This window comes from Pseudomonas sp. 44 R 15 (assembly GCF_900004965.1).
Classification (GTDB): Bacteria; Pseudomonadota; Gammaproteobacteria; order Pseudomonadales; family Pseudomonadaceae; genus Aquipseudomonas; species Aquipseudomonas orientalis_A.
In genome coordinates this window covers 155,956-171,943 of sequence record NZ_CVTU01000108.1, presented here as the reverse complement: position 1 = coordinate 171,943, position 15,988 = coordinate 155,956, and the positions used below count along the sequence as shown (strand labels likewise).

General features: G+C 62.8%; 15 protein-coding genes. All 15 read left to right on the top strand.

Features of this window, described 5'->3' with window-relative positions:
* The first annotated feature begins 19 nt into the window (after positions 1-19).
* The 15 genes from BFP93_RS20180 to urtD all read left to right on the top strand — a co-directional run bounded on the left by BFP93_RS20180 (position 20) and on the right by urtD (position 15,953).
* Entirely contained in the window at positions 20-352 is a 333-nt protein-coding gene (locus tag BFP93_RS20180; protein ID WP_065894581.1) for a type II toxin-antitoxin system RelE/ParE family toxin, read from the top strand.
* 5 nt (positions 353-357) lie between these two features.
* Complete coding sequence (locus BFP93_RS20175) at positions 358-681, top strand: helix-turn-helix domain-containing transcriptional regulator (protein ID WP_065894580.1); 324 nt, start codon at positions 358-360, stop codon at positions 679-681.
* A 282-nt stretch (positions 682-963) separates the two neighbouring features.
* Positions 964-1,356 (top strand): DUF2946 domain-containing protein, encoded by a 393-nt coding sequence (locus BFP93_RS20170; protein ID WP_065894578.1) that lies wholly within the window; start codon positions 964-966, stop codon positions 1,354-1,356.
* A 47-nt stretch (positions 1,357-1,403) separates the two neighbouring features.
* A complete protein-coding gene (locus BFP93_RS20165) occupies positions 1,404-1,886 on the top strand; it encodes a copper chaperone PCu(A)C (RefSeq protein ID WP_065894576.1) in 483 nt (160 codons plus the stop codon).
* 10 nt (positions 1,887-1,896) lie between these two features.
* Entirely contained in the window at positions 1,897-2,286 is a 390-nt protein-coding gene (locus BFP93_RS20160; protein WP_065894574.1) for a DUF2946 domain-containing protein, read from the top strand.
* A gap of 93 nt (positions 2,287-2,379) precedes the next feature.
* Positions 2,380-4,440, top strand: coding sequence for a TonB-dependent copper receptor (locus tag BFP93_RS20155; protein WP_065894571.1), 2,061 nt, complete (start codon positions 2,380-2,382; stop codon positions 4,438-4,440).
* 140 nt (positions 4,441-4,580) lie between these two features.
* Positions 4,581-5,960: a PepSY-associated TM helix domain-containing protein gene (locus BFP93_RS20150; RefSeq protein ID WP_065894570.1), complete on the top strand. Its 1,380-nt coding sequence runs from the start codon at positions 4,581-4,583 to the stop codon at positions 5,958-5,960.
* A gap of 158 nt (positions 5,961-6,118) precedes the next feature.
* Positions 6,119-8,227 (top strand): TonB-dependent receptor, encoded by a 2,109-nt coding sequence (locus tag BFP93_RS20145; RefSeq protein ID WP_065894569.1) that lies wholly within the window; start codon positions 6,119-6,121, stop codon positions 8,225-8,227.
* Positions 8,227-9,015 (top strand): ABC transporter ATP-binding protein, encoded by a 789-nt coding sequence (locus tag BFP93_RS20140; protein WP_065894568.1) that lies wholly within the window; start codon positions 8,227-8,229, stop codon positions 9,013-9,015. The genes BFP93_RS20145 and BFP93_RS20140 overlap by 1 nt, the downstream gene beginning before the upstream one ends.
* Positions 9,012-9,959 carry an ABC transporter substrate-binding protein gene (locus BFP93_RS20135; protein WP_065894567.1) on the top strand — a complete coding sequence of 316 codons (948 nt, stop codon included), beginning with the start codon at positions 9,012-9,014 and terminating at the stop codon, positions 9,957-9,959. The genes BFP93_RS20140 and BFP93_RS20135 overlap by 4 nt, the downstream gene beginning before the upstream one ends.
* Positions 9,956-10,966 (top strand): FecCD family ABC transporter permease, encoded by a 1,011-nt coding sequence (locus BFP93_RS20130; protein ID WP_065894565.1) that lies wholly within the window; start codon positions 9,956-9,958, stop codon positions 10,964-10,966. Before BFP93_RS20135 ends, BFP93_RS20130 begins: the two co-directional genes overlap by 4 nt.
* Before the next feature lie 183 nt (positions 10,967-11,149).
* Positions 11,150-12,415 carry an urea ABC transporter substrate-binding protein gene (gene urtA / locus BFP93_RS20125; protein WP_065894564.1) on the top strand — a complete coding sequence of 422 codons (1,266 nt, stop codon included), beginning with the start codon at positions 11,150-11,152 and terminating at the stop codon, positions 12,413-12,415.
* Between the two features lie 138 nt (positions 12,416-12,553).
* Entirely contained in the window at positions 12,554-14,056 is a 1,503-nt protein-coding gene (gene urtB, locus BFP93_RS20120) for an urea ABC transporter permease subunit UrtB (RefSeq protein ID WP_065894563.1), read from the top strand.
* Positions 14,056-15,123 (top strand): urea ABC transporter permease subunit UrtC, encoded by a 1,068-nt coding sequence (gene urtC / locus BFP93_RS20115; protein WP_065894562.1) that lies wholly within the window; start codon positions 14,056-14,058, stop codon positions 15,121-15,123. Before urtB ends, urtC begins: the two co-directional genes overlap by 1 nt.
* Positions 15,120-15,953, top strand: coding sequence for an urea ABC transporter ATP-binding protein UrtD (gene urtD, locus BFP93_RS20110; protein WP_163032567.1), 834 nt, complete (start codon positions 15,120-15,122; stop codon positions 15,951-15,953). The genes urtC and urtD overlap by 4 nt, the downstream gene beginning before the upstream one ends.
* Positions 15,954-15,988: the final 35 nt, after the last annotated feature.

The window sequence follows — 15,988 nt, the reverse complement described above, 5'->3', positions numbered from 1 at the left end:
GTTACCTTCAGGACGGCGAATGATCGAGATTGAAGAATACCGACGTGACAACCTGTCCAGCCCGTTCGATGAGTGGTTTTCATCCTTGAGTGTGCCGGCGGCAACCAGAGTTACGACCGCTCTGGTTCGACTTGAAATGGGCAACACCAGCAACATCAAGTGGTGCGACGGGTTCGGTGAATACCGCATCGATTGGGGGCCAGGCCTGCGAATCTATCTGATACAGGAAGGCCTACGATTAATCATCCTGTTCGGTGGCGGGGACAAGTCCAGTCAAAAGCGCGATATCAAAGTCGTTAAGTCGCTGATCAATGAGCATCAGCGTGACAAGAAATTGAAACAAAAGAGGTAACCAGCATGGCGTTAACCCGTAGCTACAAGCACACCATCGCTGAACGTGCCAAGCGCGACCCTGCATTTGCCCAAGCTCTTCTCGACGAGGCCGCTACGCTGTTTCTCAACGGTGAGCCGGAAGTTTCCCGCGTGATTCTGCGTGATTTGGTCAACGCCACGGTGGGTTTTGAAGGACTTGCGAAAGAAACTGCCAAACCGAGTAAAAGCCTGCACCGAATGCTCTCAGCCAGCGGTAATCCAAGCATGGATAACCTCGCCGCGATTTTTGCAGTGATCAGAAAAGCCTTAGGTGTCGACATGCAGGTGCACGGAGTTCCCGCTGCATAATTGGTACAACAACCAGCATCAGCGATGCTACAGGCAATGTGGGAGGGGGCTTGCCGCCGATAGCGGTGCGTCAGTCACTGATTTTCTGGCTGATCCTCCGCACTCGGGAGCAAGCCCCCTCCCACAGTTGACCTGCGCAGCCTTGAAGTTCGGCACCCACTCAATTCCCCGTCTATCCTCAAACCCGACACTGCGACACCACACCACACCACGCGTTTTTACTTATCTCCCCCGATCAGGCTAAATACCCGCCTGATCGTTTAACCCTACGGATTATCCGCCATGGCCCGTCAACGCTTTGCAATTGCCTGGATCGCCTGCCTTGCAGTGCTGTTCAATGCGTTTGCCATGCCGCTGGCCAGTGCGATGCAGCAGACCGATGACCCGGTCAAGCGCCTGCTGTTGGGTGGGTTCTGTTCGTCCAATGGCGCCAGCCTGCAGGCCATTGCCCTGGGCCAGTTGGAAATCCCGGCAGCGCCGGACGATCACTCCGCCATGCAGCATTGCTGGTGTTGCTCGGGCTCGGCGCCGTGGGTGGCGTTGCCGGGGCATGCGCCGCAGTTGTATGTGACGCGCCAGCAAGCGCTGCAGAGCCTGCCGCCGCGCGTGTTGCGCAATCCCGCCCCGCGCCGGCAATGGCCGAGCCTCAATCCCCGCGCCTCTCCAACGGTCTGATCTTCTTCGCAAGTGAACTGCGTTTAGAACCGTTCCGGAGAACTGCCATGCTCAAATCTTCCCTGCTTCTGGCGGCGTTGCTGCTGCCGGTGTTCAGTGCTGCCAATGCCGAGGACTACAAGGCCGGTGACCTGTTGGTCAGCGACCCTTGGTCCCAGGAGTTGCCACCGAATGCGCCCACCGTCGCGGCGTACTTTGTGATTCATAACACCGGGACTGCCCCGGATCGCCTGCTCGGCGTTGAAACCAGCGTGGCCGAGAAAGCCGAGCTGCACGAGCATGTGATGCAGGGCGACCTGATGAAGATGCAGCAAGTGCCCAGCGTTGCCGTACCGGCCAAGGGCGAGCTGACGTTCGCGCCGATGGCCTATCACGTGATGCTGCTGGGCCTCAAGGACCGCAGCCTGTTGGCCGATGGCAAGCGATTCCCACTGACCCTGACGTTTGAAAAAGCCGGCAAGGTCGAGGTGAACGTATCGGTTCAGAAGTCGCCGCCGATGACCGCTCACGAGCATAAGCACGCCCAGTAGGACTCCCCCGATGGGCGCCCGCAGCGCCAGGTTGTCTCCACGCCGCCGCTTGATGCGCGGCAGTTGGGTCAGCCTGTTCGCCATGTTGATGATCTTTATCGGTCCGCTGATTTCCCAGGCGATGCCGATGGATCATCACGCCGGTATGTCCATGGACATGCCCGCGTGCCACGGCGAGCCCAAGCCGAGCAAAGCCCCCGACGAACATCATGTCCTCTGGGAAAAATGCGGCTATTGCAGCCTGCTGTTCAGTTGCCCGGCCCTGCCCGGCAGCGTCTCCTACATCACCCTCGGCACCCCGCCGCCCGCCAACGCGCTCATTCCCACCCCGCGCCTGGGTCATGCCCGGCAGAGCATCTTCCCCGGCGCGCGCAGTCGTGCGCCGCCCATCGCGTCGTAAGCCCTTCACCGCGCTACTTCACCCCGGCCGACTTCAAACAGACAGCCGCAGGCTGCTGGCCGTGTTGTTTACGACTGATTGATGGAATTTTTCATGTCCAGGTTTTCTGCTGACACCCGATTGGGCGCTGCCCCGGTTTTCGCCGTTCTGTGCGGCGCGCTGCTTGCGCCACACGCCCATGCTGACGAACACGAGCTGAGCCCCACGGTCGTCACCGCGATCGCCCCCAGCTCGCCGCTCACCGTTGTCACCCACCCCAAGGATCCACGCCAGCCGGTGCCCGCCAGCGATGGCGGCGATTACCTCAAGACCATCCCAGGCTTCGCCCTGGTGCGCAACGGCGGCACCAACGGTGACCCGGTGTTGCGCGGCATGTTCGGTTCGCGCCTGAATATCCTTACCAACGGCGGCATGATGCTCGGCGCCTGCCCGGGCCGCATGGATGCGCCCACCTCGTATATCTCGCCGGAAACCTACGACAAGCTCACCGTGATCAAAGGCCCGCAAACCGTGCTCTGGGGCCCCGGCGCGTCAGCCGGTACGATCCTGTTCGAGCGCGAGCCCGAGCAGTTCGGCGAGCTGGGTACCCGGGTCAATGCCAGTGTGCTGGCCGGCTCCAACGGGCGTTTCGACAAGGTCATCGATGCCGCTGCCGGAGGGCCGTTGGGCTATGTGCGGGTGATCGGCAACCAGGCCCATGCCGACGACTACAAGGACGGCAACAACGACCGCGTGGCCTCGCGTTATGACAAGTGGAATGGCGATGTGGCCGTCGGTTTCACCCCCGACGCCGACACCCTGCTGGAACTCACCGCCGGCCGTGGCGATGGCGAAGCGCGCTATGCCGGGCGCGGCATGGACGGCTCGCAGTTCCTGCGCGAAAGCCTCGGCCTGCGTTTCGAAAAGTCCAACATCGGCGAGGTGCTGGACAAAGTCGAGGCCCAGGTCTACTACAACTACGCCGACCACGTCATGGACAACTACAGCCTGCGCGTCCCCTCGGGCACCGGCATGATGGCCGGGCCCATGGCCTCCAACGTCGATCGGCGCACCCTCGGTGGGCGGATCAAGGCGACCTGGCGCTGGGCCGATGTGCAACTGATCGGCGGCCTGGACGCGCAGACCAACGAGCACCGCGCGCGCAGCAGCATGGGCATCGACACCTACAAGGACCTGCCGCGCAGCAAGGACGCCGACTTTCACAACTACGGCGTGTTCGGTGAACTGACCTGGTACGCCGCCGACACTGACCGCCTGATCACCGGCGCCCGCCTGGATCGTGCCTCGGCCAGGGATTTTCGCCAACGCACCGGCTCGGCAATGATGAGCCGCGCCAACCCCACCGCCGACGCCACCCGCGCAGACACCTTGCCCTCGGGCTTCGTGCGCTTTGAGCATGATCTTGCGGACACGCCCACTACCGTTTATGCGGGTCTGGGTCACGCTGAACGCTTCCCGGACTACTGGGAACTGTTCTCCCCCAACACCGGCGCGGCCGGCTCGGTGAATGCCTTCGACGGCGTTAAGCCGGAGAAGACCACCCAGCTGGATGTTGGCGCGCAATACAAAACCGCCAACCTTGACGCCTGGGCCTCGGCTTATGTCGGCCAGGTGCGCGACTTCATCCTGTTCGACTACCGGCCCGGGATGATGGGCACCACCTCCCAGGCGCGCAATGTCGACGCACGCATCATGGGCGGTGAACTGGGCGCGGCGTACAAGCTGACCACTCACTGGAAAGCCGATGCCAGCCTGGCCTACGCCTGGGGCAAGAACAGCAGCGACGGCAACGCCCTGCCGCAGATGCCGCCGCTGGATGCGCGCCTGGGCCTGACCTACAGCCAGGACGATTGGAGTGCCGGCGCGTTGTGGCGCGTGGTCGCGGCGCAGAACCGCATCGACCCGAACAAAGGCAACGTGGTCGGTAAGGACTACGACACAAGCGGCGGTTTTGGCGTGTTCTCGCTCAACGCCGCGTACCGCATCAATAAGCACTTCAAGGTCAGCAGCGGGGTCGACAACCTGTTTGGCAAGGCATACGCCGAGCATTTGAACCTGGCGGGGAATGCCGGGTTCGGTTACCCGGCAAGCGACCCGCAGGCCATCAAGGAACCGGGGCGTACGCTCTGGACCAAGGTGGATATGAGCTTCTAACAGCATCGGGGGCAAGCCCCCCTCCCACACTTGACCGGGTTCCCAAATCCAACTATGTGAACCCAATCCAATGTGGGAGGGGGCTTGCCCCCGATAGCGGTGTAACTGACACAAAAAATCAAAAGCCTTGCGGAGCCCTGATGAGCACTCAACAAAAAGTTTCCTTCTACAACCTGGCCTGGCGCTGGCACTTCTACGCCGGTCTCTTCGTCGCCCCCTTCATGGTGCTGCTGGCCCTGACCGGCATCATCTACCTGTTCAAACCCCAGCTCGACCCGTTGCTGTACGGCCACCTGCTCAGCGTTCCCGCCGCCGAACACGCGCTGAGCGCCGACGAGCAGCTGCAACGCGCCAGAGCCGCCTACCCCCAGGCTGCGATCAGCAAGTACCTGCCGCCTGCCAATGCCACCAGCAGCGCACAGTTTGTGATGCATAACCAGGGCCGCGAAATCAGCGTATTCGTCGACCCGTATCGCGGCACCGTCCTGGGTGAGCAGGACGCCAAATACAACCTGCAAGCCATCGCCCGCGCCCTGCACGGCGAGTTGATGATCGGCACCACCGGTGATCGCCTGATAGAGCTCGCCGCCGGCTGGGGCGTAATGCTCGTGGTGTCAGGCCTGTACCTGTGGTGGCCGCGCGGCAAGTCATCGGCCGGCATATTGTGGCCCCGACTCAACCGCCGTGGCCGCGTGTTCTGGCGCGACCTGCACGCCGTCGCCGGTTTCTGGGGCGCAGCGTTTTTGCTGGTGATGCTGCTCAGCGGCATGACCTGGACGGGCTTCTGGGGCAAGCAATACGCCGCCCTGTGGAACACTTTTCCGGCGGCGATGTGGAACAACGTGCCGCAGTCCGACCAGCAGGCACGCGTGCTCAACACGGCCACCCAACAGACCGTGCCCTGGGCCCTGGAAAACACGCCGATGCCGATGTCCGGCGACCACGCCGAACACATGAACCACGGCGCCATGCATGCAGGCCCCGCCGCGCCGACCGTGCGCCTGCAACAGGTGGTCGACCTGGCCAATGCGCGCAAGGTCGAGCCCGGCTACAGCATCACCTTCCCCACCACCGCCACGGGGGTATTCACCGTCGCGGTGTTCGCCAACGACCCGCGCAATGACGCCACCCTGCATGTGGACCAGTACACCGGCAAGGTCCTGGCCGATGTGCGTTGGGCGCATTACAACCTGGTCGCACGCGCCACCGAGACCGGCGTGATGTTGCACGAAGGCAAGATGTTCGGCTGGATCAATCAACTGATCGTGCTGGTGATCTGCCTGATGATTCTGCTCAGTGCGGTGAGTGGCGTGGTGATCTGGTGGAAGCGTCGGCCACAGGGCGGGTTGGGTGTGCCGCCGCTGCGTCATGACGTGCCGAAGTGGAAAACCGCGATGGTGATCATGCTCGGGCTGGCGATCATTTTCCCGTTGGTGGGCGCATCGTTGATTCTGGTATGGGCGCTGGATCGCCTGGTGCTGTCACGCTTTTTTGCCCAAGGTGAATCTGCCTCAGGTTAAGCATGAAACAGGCGAGATGCCCGACGCTGCGGGCTTGTGTAGCCTTGCGCGACTGTTGTCGCGCAGCCAATAAATGTTAACTTATAACACTTTCTGCGTTATCGTTGCTCGCCGCGCCCTGCGGCGAGCCCCCCTTCAAGAAGCGATTGAATCGACCGATGAACAACTCTCTAGCGTGCGGCCTGTGCCTGCTCGCCCTGCATACCAACGCCCAGGCCATGACCCTGCCCGAGAGCGCCATCACGGCACCGGCAGTGGATAACGAACGCGTCGAGCTCAATACGCCGACTACCGCCGGTTCGCGCCTGAACCTGACGGCGCTGCAAACTCCCGGCAGCGTAGAAAGCCAGACCGGCGCGCAGATCCGAGCACGTGGCGACGCCAGCGTGCAGGACGCCATCTCCCGCGCCACCGGCATCACCCGCACCGGCACCCCGGGCGACGGTGGCACCTCGCTGCAAGCCCGTGGCTTTACCGGCCAAAGCTCGGTGATGCAACTGTACGACGGTAACCGCATGTACACCGGCATGGGCACCTCGACCTTCCCGGTGGACACCTGGGCGGTGGAACGGGTGGACGTGCTGCGCGGCCCGGCCTCGGTGCTGTACGGCGAAGGCGCTACCGGCGCGGTGGTCAATACGGTCCCGAAAAAGCCTTTCACGGGCGCGATCGAAAACCGCATCCGCCTCGGCTACGGTTCCTACGACCGCCAGCAACAAGCCCTGGACAGTGGCGGCTCACTGACCGATACCCTGAGCTACCGCCTGAACCTCAACCGCCTGCGCAGCAACGGTTTCATCGACCGTGGCGACGCCAGCAGCGACTTCATCAGCGGTGCCCTGCGCTGGCAGGCGGCCGACAACCTGAGCTTCACCCTGGCCAGTGACTACGGCGACCAGCGCCCACAAAACTACTTCGGCACGCCCCTGATCAACGGCCAGTTGCACAAGGGCCTGCGCGACAAGAACTACAACGTCAGCAACGACACCCAGCACTACAACGACCAGTGGACACGCCTGACCAGCGAGTGGCAACCGAGCGATAACGTCAGCGCCACCAACGAGCTGTACTACCTGAAAAACCAGCGTCGCTGGCAGAACGCCGAGAACTACAACTTCACCAACGGCCAACTGACCCGCAGCGGCAACTTCGGGATCAAGCACGATCAGGAACAGGTGGGCGACCGCCAGACCTTCACCTTCAAGCACACCCTGTTCGGCCTCGACAGCCAGACCGTGGCAGGCGTGGAATACAACCGCATCCGCTTCCGCCTGGCGAGCAACACGCCGTTTAATGACGTGGCGCAAACCGGCCAACCCGTCGACCTGTATCACCCGGCGCCTGCGCCATTTGCCAGCCAGGACCCGTTCAAACCGGTGTTCGCCACCACCACCAGGACGGTGGCCGGCTTCGCGGAAAACCGCCTGCAACTCACGGATAAACTCGCGCTGGTCACCGGCGTCCGCCGCGACTACGCGCACATCGACCGCGACGATCTGCGCACCGGTGGCCAATCCGACAAAACCCTCACCGGCAATAACTGGAAAGCCGGCCTGGTCTACGCGATCACCCCGCAGACTTCGGTCTACGGCCAGTACGCCACCAGCACCGACGGCGTCGGCGGGCTGATTTCCCTGAGCCCGAGCCAGCAGCAGTTCGACCTGTCCAGCGCCAGGCAGACCGAGGTCGGTATCAAGCAAGCATTCTGGGACGCACGGGGTGAATGGACCCTGGCGGCCTACCACATCGTCAAGGATAAGCTGCTGACGGACGTGCCGGGCGTCCCGGGGTTCAAACAGCAAGTCGGCCAACAATCTTCCAACGGCCTGGAGGCCAGCCTCGACCTGCAACTGCCTCACGCCTGGCAGTTGCAAGCCAACGCCGCCATCGTGCGAGCGCAGTATGACGACTTCAAACAGGACGTCGGCGGCGTGCAGGTGTCGCGCGACGGCAACCGCCCAGTGGACGTGCCGCGCCGCACCGCCAACCTGTGGCTGAGCAAGGCCGTGACCGACAACGTGCGTGCCGGTGCCGGTGTGCGTTATGTCGATGCACGGTATGCCGACATGGCCAACCAGAACGAGTTGCCGAGCTACACCGTGGTCGATGCAACGCTGTCGTGGAACGCCATGCGCAACACCACACTGGGCCTGCAACTCAACAACCTGTTCGATCGCACTTACGCAGTCAGCCAGTACAACGATGGGCAGCAGTGGATTCTGGGTGTACCTCGTTCCATGTTCATTACTGCCGACTACACCTTTTAATGACCTCGCTCACCCTCACCGACCTGGCCTGGACTCCACCCGGCCACGACCACTGCCTTCACCGGTTCCAACTGCGTGACGCCGGCCTGCAGGTCGCTGCCGGGGAGTTTGTCGGCCTGATCGGGCCTAACGGCAGCGGCAAGACCAGCCTGTTGCGTTGCGCCTATCGATTCACCCGGCCGGAGCGCGGCGAGGTAATGCTTGAGCACCAGAACGTCTGGAAGCAAAGCGCCAAGTGGTGTGCGCGACGCATCGCGGTGGTGCTGCAGGAATTCCCCGACGCGTTCGGCTTGCGCGTGGATGAAGTGGTCGCCATGGGCCGCACGCCCCACAAGGGTTTGTTCGACAGCGACACCCAGCACGACCAGCAACTGATCCGCAACGCACTGCAGTCGGTGGGGATGCAGGGTTTCGCAGACCATGCGTTCGCCACCCTCTCGGGCGGTGAAAAGCAGCGCGTCATCCTGGCTCGCGCCCTGGCCCAGCAACCGCAACTGCTGATCCTCGATGAGCCGACCAACCACCTCGACCCGCGCTATCAGCTGGAGCTGTTAAGGCTGGTCAAGCAGTTGAACATCGGCACCCTGGCGAGCATCCACGACCTGAACCTGGCCGCCGCGTTCTGTGATCGCCTGTACGTGATCCATCATGGGCGCATCGTCGCCAGCGGTACGCCCCATGAAGTGCTGACCGCCGCGTTGCTGCGCGACGTGTTTGGCGTCCAAGCCCTGATCGACACCCATCCCTTGTCCGGCTACCCCCGAATCACCTGGATAACCCAACCATGATCCTGCGCGCCCTGCTGTCTCTCGCCCTGATGTTCGCCACTGCCCAAGCGCTCGCCGAAGCCACCCACTACCCGCTGACCATCAAGAGCTGCAACCGCGACGTGACCTTCCAGCAAGCCCCGCAACACGCGGTCAGCCACGACATCAACATGACCCAGATGATGCTCGCCCTGGGCCTCAAGCCACACATGGCCGGCTACAGCGGCGTGACGGGCTGGAAGTCAGTGCCGCCGGACATGGCCGCGATCCTCGACGGCCTGCCGGAGCTGGCGAGCAAGTACCCATCAGTGGAAACCTTGCTCAATGCCAACGTGGATTTCTTCTTCGCCGGTTGGGACTACGGCATGCGCGTGGGCGGCGACCTCACGCCGCACACCCTGCAACCCTTGGGTATCAACGTGTATGAGCTGACCGAGTCGTGTGCGTTCGTGATGAAGCGCCCCGCTGCCACACTGGAAGACACCTATAACGACCTGCGCAACCTGGGCAAGATCTTCGACGTACAAGACCGTGCCAACGCGCTGATCGCCCAGATGCAGGCGCAGGTGGCCGAGGTACAAAAAGACCTGCCCGCCGACAAGCCACGGGTGTTTCTTTACGACAGCGGCGAAGACCGCGCCATGACGTCAGGACGCCTGGGCATGCCACACGCGTTAATCGACGCCGCTGGCGGGCGCAATATCCTCGACAACGTCGACGCCAGCTGGACCCGGGTCAACTGGGAAACCGTGGTGGAACGCAACCCGCAGGTGATCGTGATCGTCGACTACAGCGAAATCACGGCCAAACAGAAAGAGCAATTTCTGCTCGATAACCCGGCCCTGCAATCGGTGGACGCCATCAGGAACCAGCGCTTTATCGTGATCCCGTACGTGCAGGCCACGCCGGGTATCGACAACGTGCTGGCGGTGCAAGCCCTGGCCAAGGGGTTCCACGGCGAATGATCGACCGTCGCTACGCCTTGCTGCTGAGTGCCATGGGCGCGTTTTTGCTGATCTCCTGCGTGATCTCGCTGGGGTTCGGCTCGGCGCGGGTGCCCGTGGACGTGGTGTGGCGGATCCTGCTGCACAAGACGTGCGGCATCGGTGAAGTGGATTGGAGCGCGGGCCAGGAACATATCGTCTGGCTGATCCGCGTGCCGCGCATGCTGCTCGGTGCCCTGGTGGGCGCCGGGCTGGCGTTGATCGGCGCGGTGTTGCAGGCCGTGACGCGTAACCCGTTGGCCGACCCACATTTGCTCGGCGTGACCTCCGGCGCCACCCTCGGCGCGGTGATCGTGGTGCTGCATGTGGGCGAAGTCATCGGCCTGCTGACCCTGCCCATTGCGGCCTTTATCGGTGCGCTGCTGAGCATGCTGGTGGTGCTGGCCGTGGCCAGTCGCAATGGCCGCCTGGAAAGTGATCGCCTGCTGCTGTGCGGCGTGGCGGTGTCATTCGTGATGATGGCAGTGGCCAACCTGCTGCTGTTCATGGGCGACCACCGCGCCGCCTCAGCAGTGATGTTCTGGATGCTCGGCGGCCTGGGGCTGGCGCGCTGGGAACTGCTGGCGATTCCCGCCGCCACGGTGGTGCTTGGGTTGGCCCTGCTATCGGGCATGGCGCGCCCGCTCAATGCCCTGATGGCCGGCGAACAGACCGCCGTGACTCTGGGCCTGAACGCACGCAACGTGCGGCTCAAGGTGTTTTTGATCGCGTCGCTGATGACCGGCGTGCTGGTGTCGATCAGCGGCTCCATCGGCTTTGTCGGCCTGATGGTGCCGCACATCGCCCGGCGCCTGGTAGGAGCCGAGCACCGGCGCTTGCTGCCGGTGTGCGTGCTGCTGGGCAGTGTGTTCCTGGTGTGGGTGGATGTTGCGGCACGCACCCTGATCGCCCCCGAAGACCTGCCGATTGGCGTAGCAACGGCGGCCATCGGCGGTCTGTTTTTTATCGGCTTGATGCGCAGGCGCTGAGCACGCCCCGTTGTAGCGCACCGCCACGCACCGACACTTGCGCCTGCCATTTTCTGGTGCGTCACGCCTGCAAAAGCGCGGGCAAACCAGGCATTTCATGGGGTTTGGCGACTCGGCACAGCGCTTGCAATCCCCTGCTCAACTTGTCCCTCACCCCCTTGTTGAGTTCACGGAGATCGCACTATGAAGCGTCGCAGTTTGATCAAGGCATTCACCCTGTCGGCATCCATTGCGGCCATGGGCTTGACCTGGACCGTGCAGGCCGCCGAGACCATCAAGGTCGGCATCCTGCACTCGTTGTCCGGGACCATGGCGATCTCCGAAACCTCGCTTAAAGACATGGCGCTGATGACCATCGACGAGATCAACGCCAAGGGCGGTGTGAACGGCAAGATGCTTGAGCCGGTGGTGGTGGACCCGGCGTCCAACTGGCCGCTGTTCGCGGAAAAAGGCCGGCAGTTGCTGACCCAGGACAAGGTCGCGGTGGTGTTCGGCTGCTGGACCTCGGTGTCGCGCAAATCGGTATTGCCGGTGTTCGAAGAACTCAATGGCCTGCTGTTCTACCCGGTGCAATACGAAGGCGAGGAAATGTCGCCGAACGTGTTCTATACCGGTGCGGCACCCAACCAGCAGGCGATCCCGGCGGTTGAATATTTGATGAGCGAGGAAGGCGGCAGCGCCAAGCGTTTCTTCCTGCTCGGCACCGACTACGTGTACCCGCGCACCACCAACAAGATCCTGCGCTCGTTCCTGCATGCCAAAGGCGTGGCGGACAAGGACATCGAAGAGGTCTACACCCCGTTCGGCCACAGCGATTACCAGACCATCGTCGCCAACATCAAGAAGTTCTCCGCCGGCGGCAAGACCGCAGTGATTTCCACCGTGAATGGCGACTCCAATGTGCCGTTCTACAAGGAACTGGCCAACCAGGGCCTGAAGGCAACCGATGTACCGGTGGTGGCATTCTCCGTGGGTGAAGAAGAACTGCGCGGCATCGACACCAAGCCGCTGGTGGGCAACCTGGCGGCGTGGAACTACTTCCAGTCGGTGGAGAACCCGGTGAACCAGAAATTCGTCGCCGACTGGAAAGCCTACGCCAAGAAACACAACCTGCCGGGCGCGGACAAAGCCGTGACCAACGACCCGATGGAAGCCACCTATGTGGGCATCCATATGTGGGCCCAGGCGGCGGAGAAAGCCAAGTCCACCGACGTCGACAAAGTGCGTGAAGCCCTGGCCGGCCAGACCTTCGCCGCGCCGTCGGGCTTCACCCTGACCATGGACAAGACCAACCACCACCTGCACAAGCCGGTGATGATCGGCGAGATCCAGGCCGACGGGCAGTTCTCGGTGGTGTGGCAGACCGAAGCGCCGATCCGCGCCCAGCCGTGGAGCCCGTACATTCCGGGCAATGACAAAAAACCTGACTACGCCGTGAAGAGCAACTGAAGCCCCACCACAGGCTAAAAATGTGGGAGGGGGCTTGCCCCCGATAGCGGAGTGTCAGACCTATATTCATCAACTGACACACTGCAATCGGGGGCAAGCCCCCTCCCACACTGTCCCCGCATGATCAGGACATTGTGTATGCCCACTGCCCTCCAACGCTGCTTCCTGGCATTGCTGCTGTTGCTGCCTTTGGCCGCACACGCCAGCGACGCCGACGACTTCCTTGCCGCCAACCCGGTGCAGCAAGCCAAACTCCTCCAGGCGTGGGCCGCCAACCCCGATCCTGCGCGCATCGAGCTGGTGGACGCCCTGCAGCAAGGCCAGCTCACGCTCAACGGCGAAACCAAAACCGTGCGCCTGAACAACCGCCTGCGCGGCCTGATCGACAATGTACAAGCCAGCCAGCAATTGCTCGCCGCCGACCCCAAGGTGCGCTTGAGTGCTGCGCGTACCCTGCAAAAAAGCGCAGTGCCTGCGCAACTGAAATTCCTCGACCAGCAGGTCGCCGCCGAAACCGATGAGGAGGTGCACAGCGCCCTCAGCCTGGCCCTGGCCAACCTGCAATTGGTCGACACCGACCCGGTGGTGCGCCTGGCCGCGGTGCGCTTGCTCGGCAGCACCGGCGACCCGCTGGCCCGCACGCGCCTGGAAGCCTTGCTCGCGCCCGGCGTCGAAACCGATGCCGCCGTGCACACCGCCGCCGAAACCAGCCTGGCCCAGGTCAAACGCAAGTTGATGTTCGGTGAGATCCTCGGCCAGGCCTTCAGCGGTATGTCGCTGGGCTCGATTCTATTGCTCGCGGCCCTGGGCCTGGCGATCACCTTCGGCCTGCTTGGCGTGATCAATATGGCCCACGGCGAGATGCTGATGCTCGGCGCCTATTCCACCTACGTGGTGCAGTTGCTGATGCAGCGCTACGTGCCCCAGGCCATTGAGTTCTACCCGCTGATCGCACTGCCGGTGGCGTTCTTCGTCACTGCCGCCATCGGCATGGCGCTGGAGCGCACGGTGATTCGTCACCTGTATGGCCGGCCATTGGAAACCCTGCTCGCGACCTGGGGTATCAGCCTGATGCTGATTCAGTTGGTGCGCCTGGTGTTCGGTGCGCAGAACGTTGAAGTGTCCAACCCACAATGGTTGTCCGGCGGCATTCAAGTGCTGCCCAACCTGGTGCTGCCGTACAACCGTCTTGTGATCATTGCATTCGCCCTGTTCGTGGTGGTGTTGACCTGGCTGCTGCTGAACAAGACGCGCCTGGGCCTCAACGTGCGTGCCGTCACCCAGAACCGCAACATGGCGGCCTGCTGCGGCGTGCCAACCGGACGGGTGGACATGCTTGCCTTCGGCCTCGGCTCCGGCATCGCGGGCCTGGGCGGCGTGGCGCTGAGCCAGGTCGGCAACGTCGGCCCGGACCTGGGCCAGAGCTACATCATCGACTCATTCCTGGTGGTGGTGTTGGGCGGTGTCGGCCAGTTGGCCGGCAGTGTGACGGCGGCCTTTGGCCTGGGGATCGCCAACAAGATCCTGGAACCGCAGATCGGCGCGGTGCTCGGCAAGATTTTGATCCTTGCGCTGATCATTCTGTTTATCCAGAAACGCCCGCAGGGACTCTTCGCACTGAAAGGACGGGTGATCGACTGATGAATCAGCCATTGATGCTAACGGCCACGCAAAAGGCCGGCCCCAAGGTGACGATTGCAGTGGGCGCGGTGATCCTGTTGCTGCTGCTGGCTCTGCCCTTGGGTTCGCTGCTGTCGCCGGAAAACCCGCTGCATGTGTCGGCCTATACCTTGACGCTGGTCGGCAAGATTCTCTGCTATGCCATCGTCGCACTGGCGCTGGACCTGGTGTGGGGTTACGCCGGCATGTTGTCCCTCGGCCACGGCCTGTTCTTCGCCCTCGGTGGTTATGCCATGGGCATGTACCTGATGCGCCAGGCATCGGGCGATGAGTTGCCGGCGTTCATGACGTTTCTGTCGTGGACCGAATTGCCCTGGTACTGGGTGGGCACCCAACACTTCTGGTGGGCGCTGTGCCTGGTGGTCCTGGCGCCGGGCTTGCTGGCCCTGGTGTTCGGCTTTTTCGCTTTCCGCTCGCGGATCAAGGGCGTGTATTTCTCGATCATGACCCAGGCCCTGACCTTTGCCGGGATGCTGTTGTTCTTTCGCAATGAAACCGGATTTGGCGGCAATAACGGCTTTACCAATTTCCGCAGCATCCTCGGCTTTGGCATCACTGAACCTGGCACGCGGGCGGTGTTGTTCGTGGCCACGGTACTGCTGCTGGTGGCCAGCCTGTACATCGGTTCGCGCCTGGCGCGCAGCAAATTCGGCCGCGTGCTCACCGCACTGCGTGACGCGGAAAACCGCCTGATGTTCTGCGGCTATGACCCGCGTGGCTTCAAGCTGTTCGTGTGGGTGCTGAGCGCGGTGCTGTGCGGTTTGGCGGGCGCGCTGTATGTGCCGCAGGTGGGCATCATCAACCCCGGCGAAATGTCGCCGACCAACTCCATCGAAGCCGCCGTGTGGGTAGCGCTGGGCGGGCGTGGCACGCTGATCGGCCCACTGCTCGGCGCGGGCGTGGTGAACGGCATGAAGAGCTGGTTCACCGTGGCCTTTCCTGAGTACTGGCTGTTCTTCCTCGGGGCGCTGTTCATCATCGTCACGCTGTACCTGCCCAAGGGCGTCATCGGCCTGCTGAAGAAATGAGGAACGTCATGCTTGAACCTATTTTCGATGCGGGCAGCGGCCGTGATGCGATCGGTATCGGCCAGGCGGCCGGCAAGGGCCTGAATACGCGCCACGGCACCATCCTGACCCTGGAAGACATCAGCGTCAGCTTCGACGGTTTCAAGGCGCTCAACGACCTCAACCTCTACATCGGCGTCGGTGAACTGCGCTGCATCATCGGCCCCAACGGCGCGGGCAAGACCACGCTGATGGACGTGATCACCGGCAAGACCCGGCCCAGCCACGGCAACGCCTGGTTCGGCGAAACCCTGGACTTGACCGGCATGAGCGAGGTGCAGATCGCCCAGGCCGGCATCGGTCGCAAGTTCCAGAAGCCGACCGTGTTCGAGGCGTTGAGCGTGTTCGAAAACCTGGAGCTGGCGCAGAAGACCGACAAGTCGGTGTGGGCCAGCCTGCGCGCACGCCTGAGTGGCGAGCAGAAAGACCGCATCGACGAAGTGCTCGACACTATCCGCCTCACCGCCTCGGTGCATCGGCCCGCCGGTTTGCTGTCCCACGGCCAGAAGCAGTTCCTCGAAATCGGCATGCTGCTGATGCAGGATCCGCAACTGTTGCTGCTGGATGAACCGGTGGCGGGCATGACCGACGCCGAAACCGAATTCACCGCCGAACTGTTCAAGCGCCTGGCCGGCAAGCATTCGTTGATGGTGGTGGAGCACGACATGGGCTTTGTCGGCTCGATTGCCGACCACGTCACCGTGCTGCACCAGGGCAGCGTATTGGCCGAAGGGTCGCTGGAACAGGTGCAGGAAAATGAGCGGGTGATCGAGGTGTATTTAGGACGTTGATCGTTCCCACGCTCCGCGTGGGAACGATCATTGAG

What these genes read in the sequence shown, in the direction of transcription:
- urtD (WP_163032567.1), top strand. Translation starts at nt 15,120, where the DNA reads ATGAGGAACGTCATGCTTGAACCTATTTTCGATGCGGGCAGCGGCCGT.
- BFP93_RS20170 (WP_065894578.1), top strand. Translation starts at nt 964, where the DNA reads ATGGCCCGTCAACGCTTTGCAATTGCCTGGATCGCCTGCCTTGCAGTG.
- BFP93_RS20155 (WP_065894571.1), top strand. Translation starts at nt 2,380, where the DNA reads ATGTCCAGGTTTTCTGCTGACACCCGATTGGGCGCTGCCCCGGTTTTC.
- BFP93_RS20150 (WP_065894570.1), top strand. Translation starts at nt 4,581, where the DNA reads ATGAGCACTCAACAAAAAGTTTCCTTCTACAACCTGGCCTGGCGCTGG.
- BFP93_RS20135 (WP_065894567.1), top strand. Translation starts at nt 9,012, where the DNA reads ATGATCCTGCGCGCCCTGCTGTCTCTCGCCCTGATGTTCGCCACTGCC.
- urtA (WP_065894564.1), top strand. Translation starts at nt 11,150, where the DNA reads ATGAAGCGTCGCAGTTTGATCAAGGCATTCACCCTGTCGGCATCCATT.
- BFP93_RS20140 (WP_065894568.1), top strand. Translation starts at nt 8,227, where the DNA reads ATGACCTCGCTCACCCTCACCGACCTGGCCTGGACTCCACCCGGCCAC.
- BFP93_RS20165 (WP_065894576.1), top strand. Translation starts at nt 1,404, where the DNA reads ATGCTCAAATCTTCCCTGCTTCTGGCGGCGTTGCTGCTGCCGGTGTTC.
- BFP93_RS20145 (WP_065894569.1), top strand. Translation starts at nt 6,119, where the DNA reads ATGAACAACTCTCTAGCGTGCGGCCTGTGCCTGCTCGCCCTGCATACC.
- BFP93_RS20130 (WP_065894565.1), top strand. Translation starts at nt 9,956, where the DNA reads ATGATCGACCGTCGCTACGCCTTGCTGCTGAGTGCCATGGGCGCGTTT.
- urtB (WP_065894563.1), top strand. Translation starts at nt 12,554, where the DNA reads ATGCCCACTGCCCTCCAACGCTGCTTCCTGGCATTGCTGCTGTTGCTG.
- urtC (WP_065894562.1), top strand. Translation starts at nt 14,056, where the DNA reads ATGAATCAGCCATTGATGCTAACGGCCACGCAAAAGGCCGGCCCCAAG.
- BFP93_RS20180 (WP_065894581.1), top strand. Translation starts at nt 20, where the DNA reads ATGATCGAGATTGAAGAATACCGACGTGACAACCTGTCCAGCCCGTTC.
- BFP93_RS20175 (WP_065894580.1), top strand. Translation starts at nt 358, where the DNA reads ATGGCGTTAACCCGTAGCTACAAGCACACCATCGCTGAACGTGCCAAG.
- BFP93_RS20160 (WP_065894574.1), top strand. Translation starts at nt 1,897, where the DNA reads ATGGGCGCCCGCAGCGCCAGGTTGTCTCCACGCCGCCGCTTGATGCGC.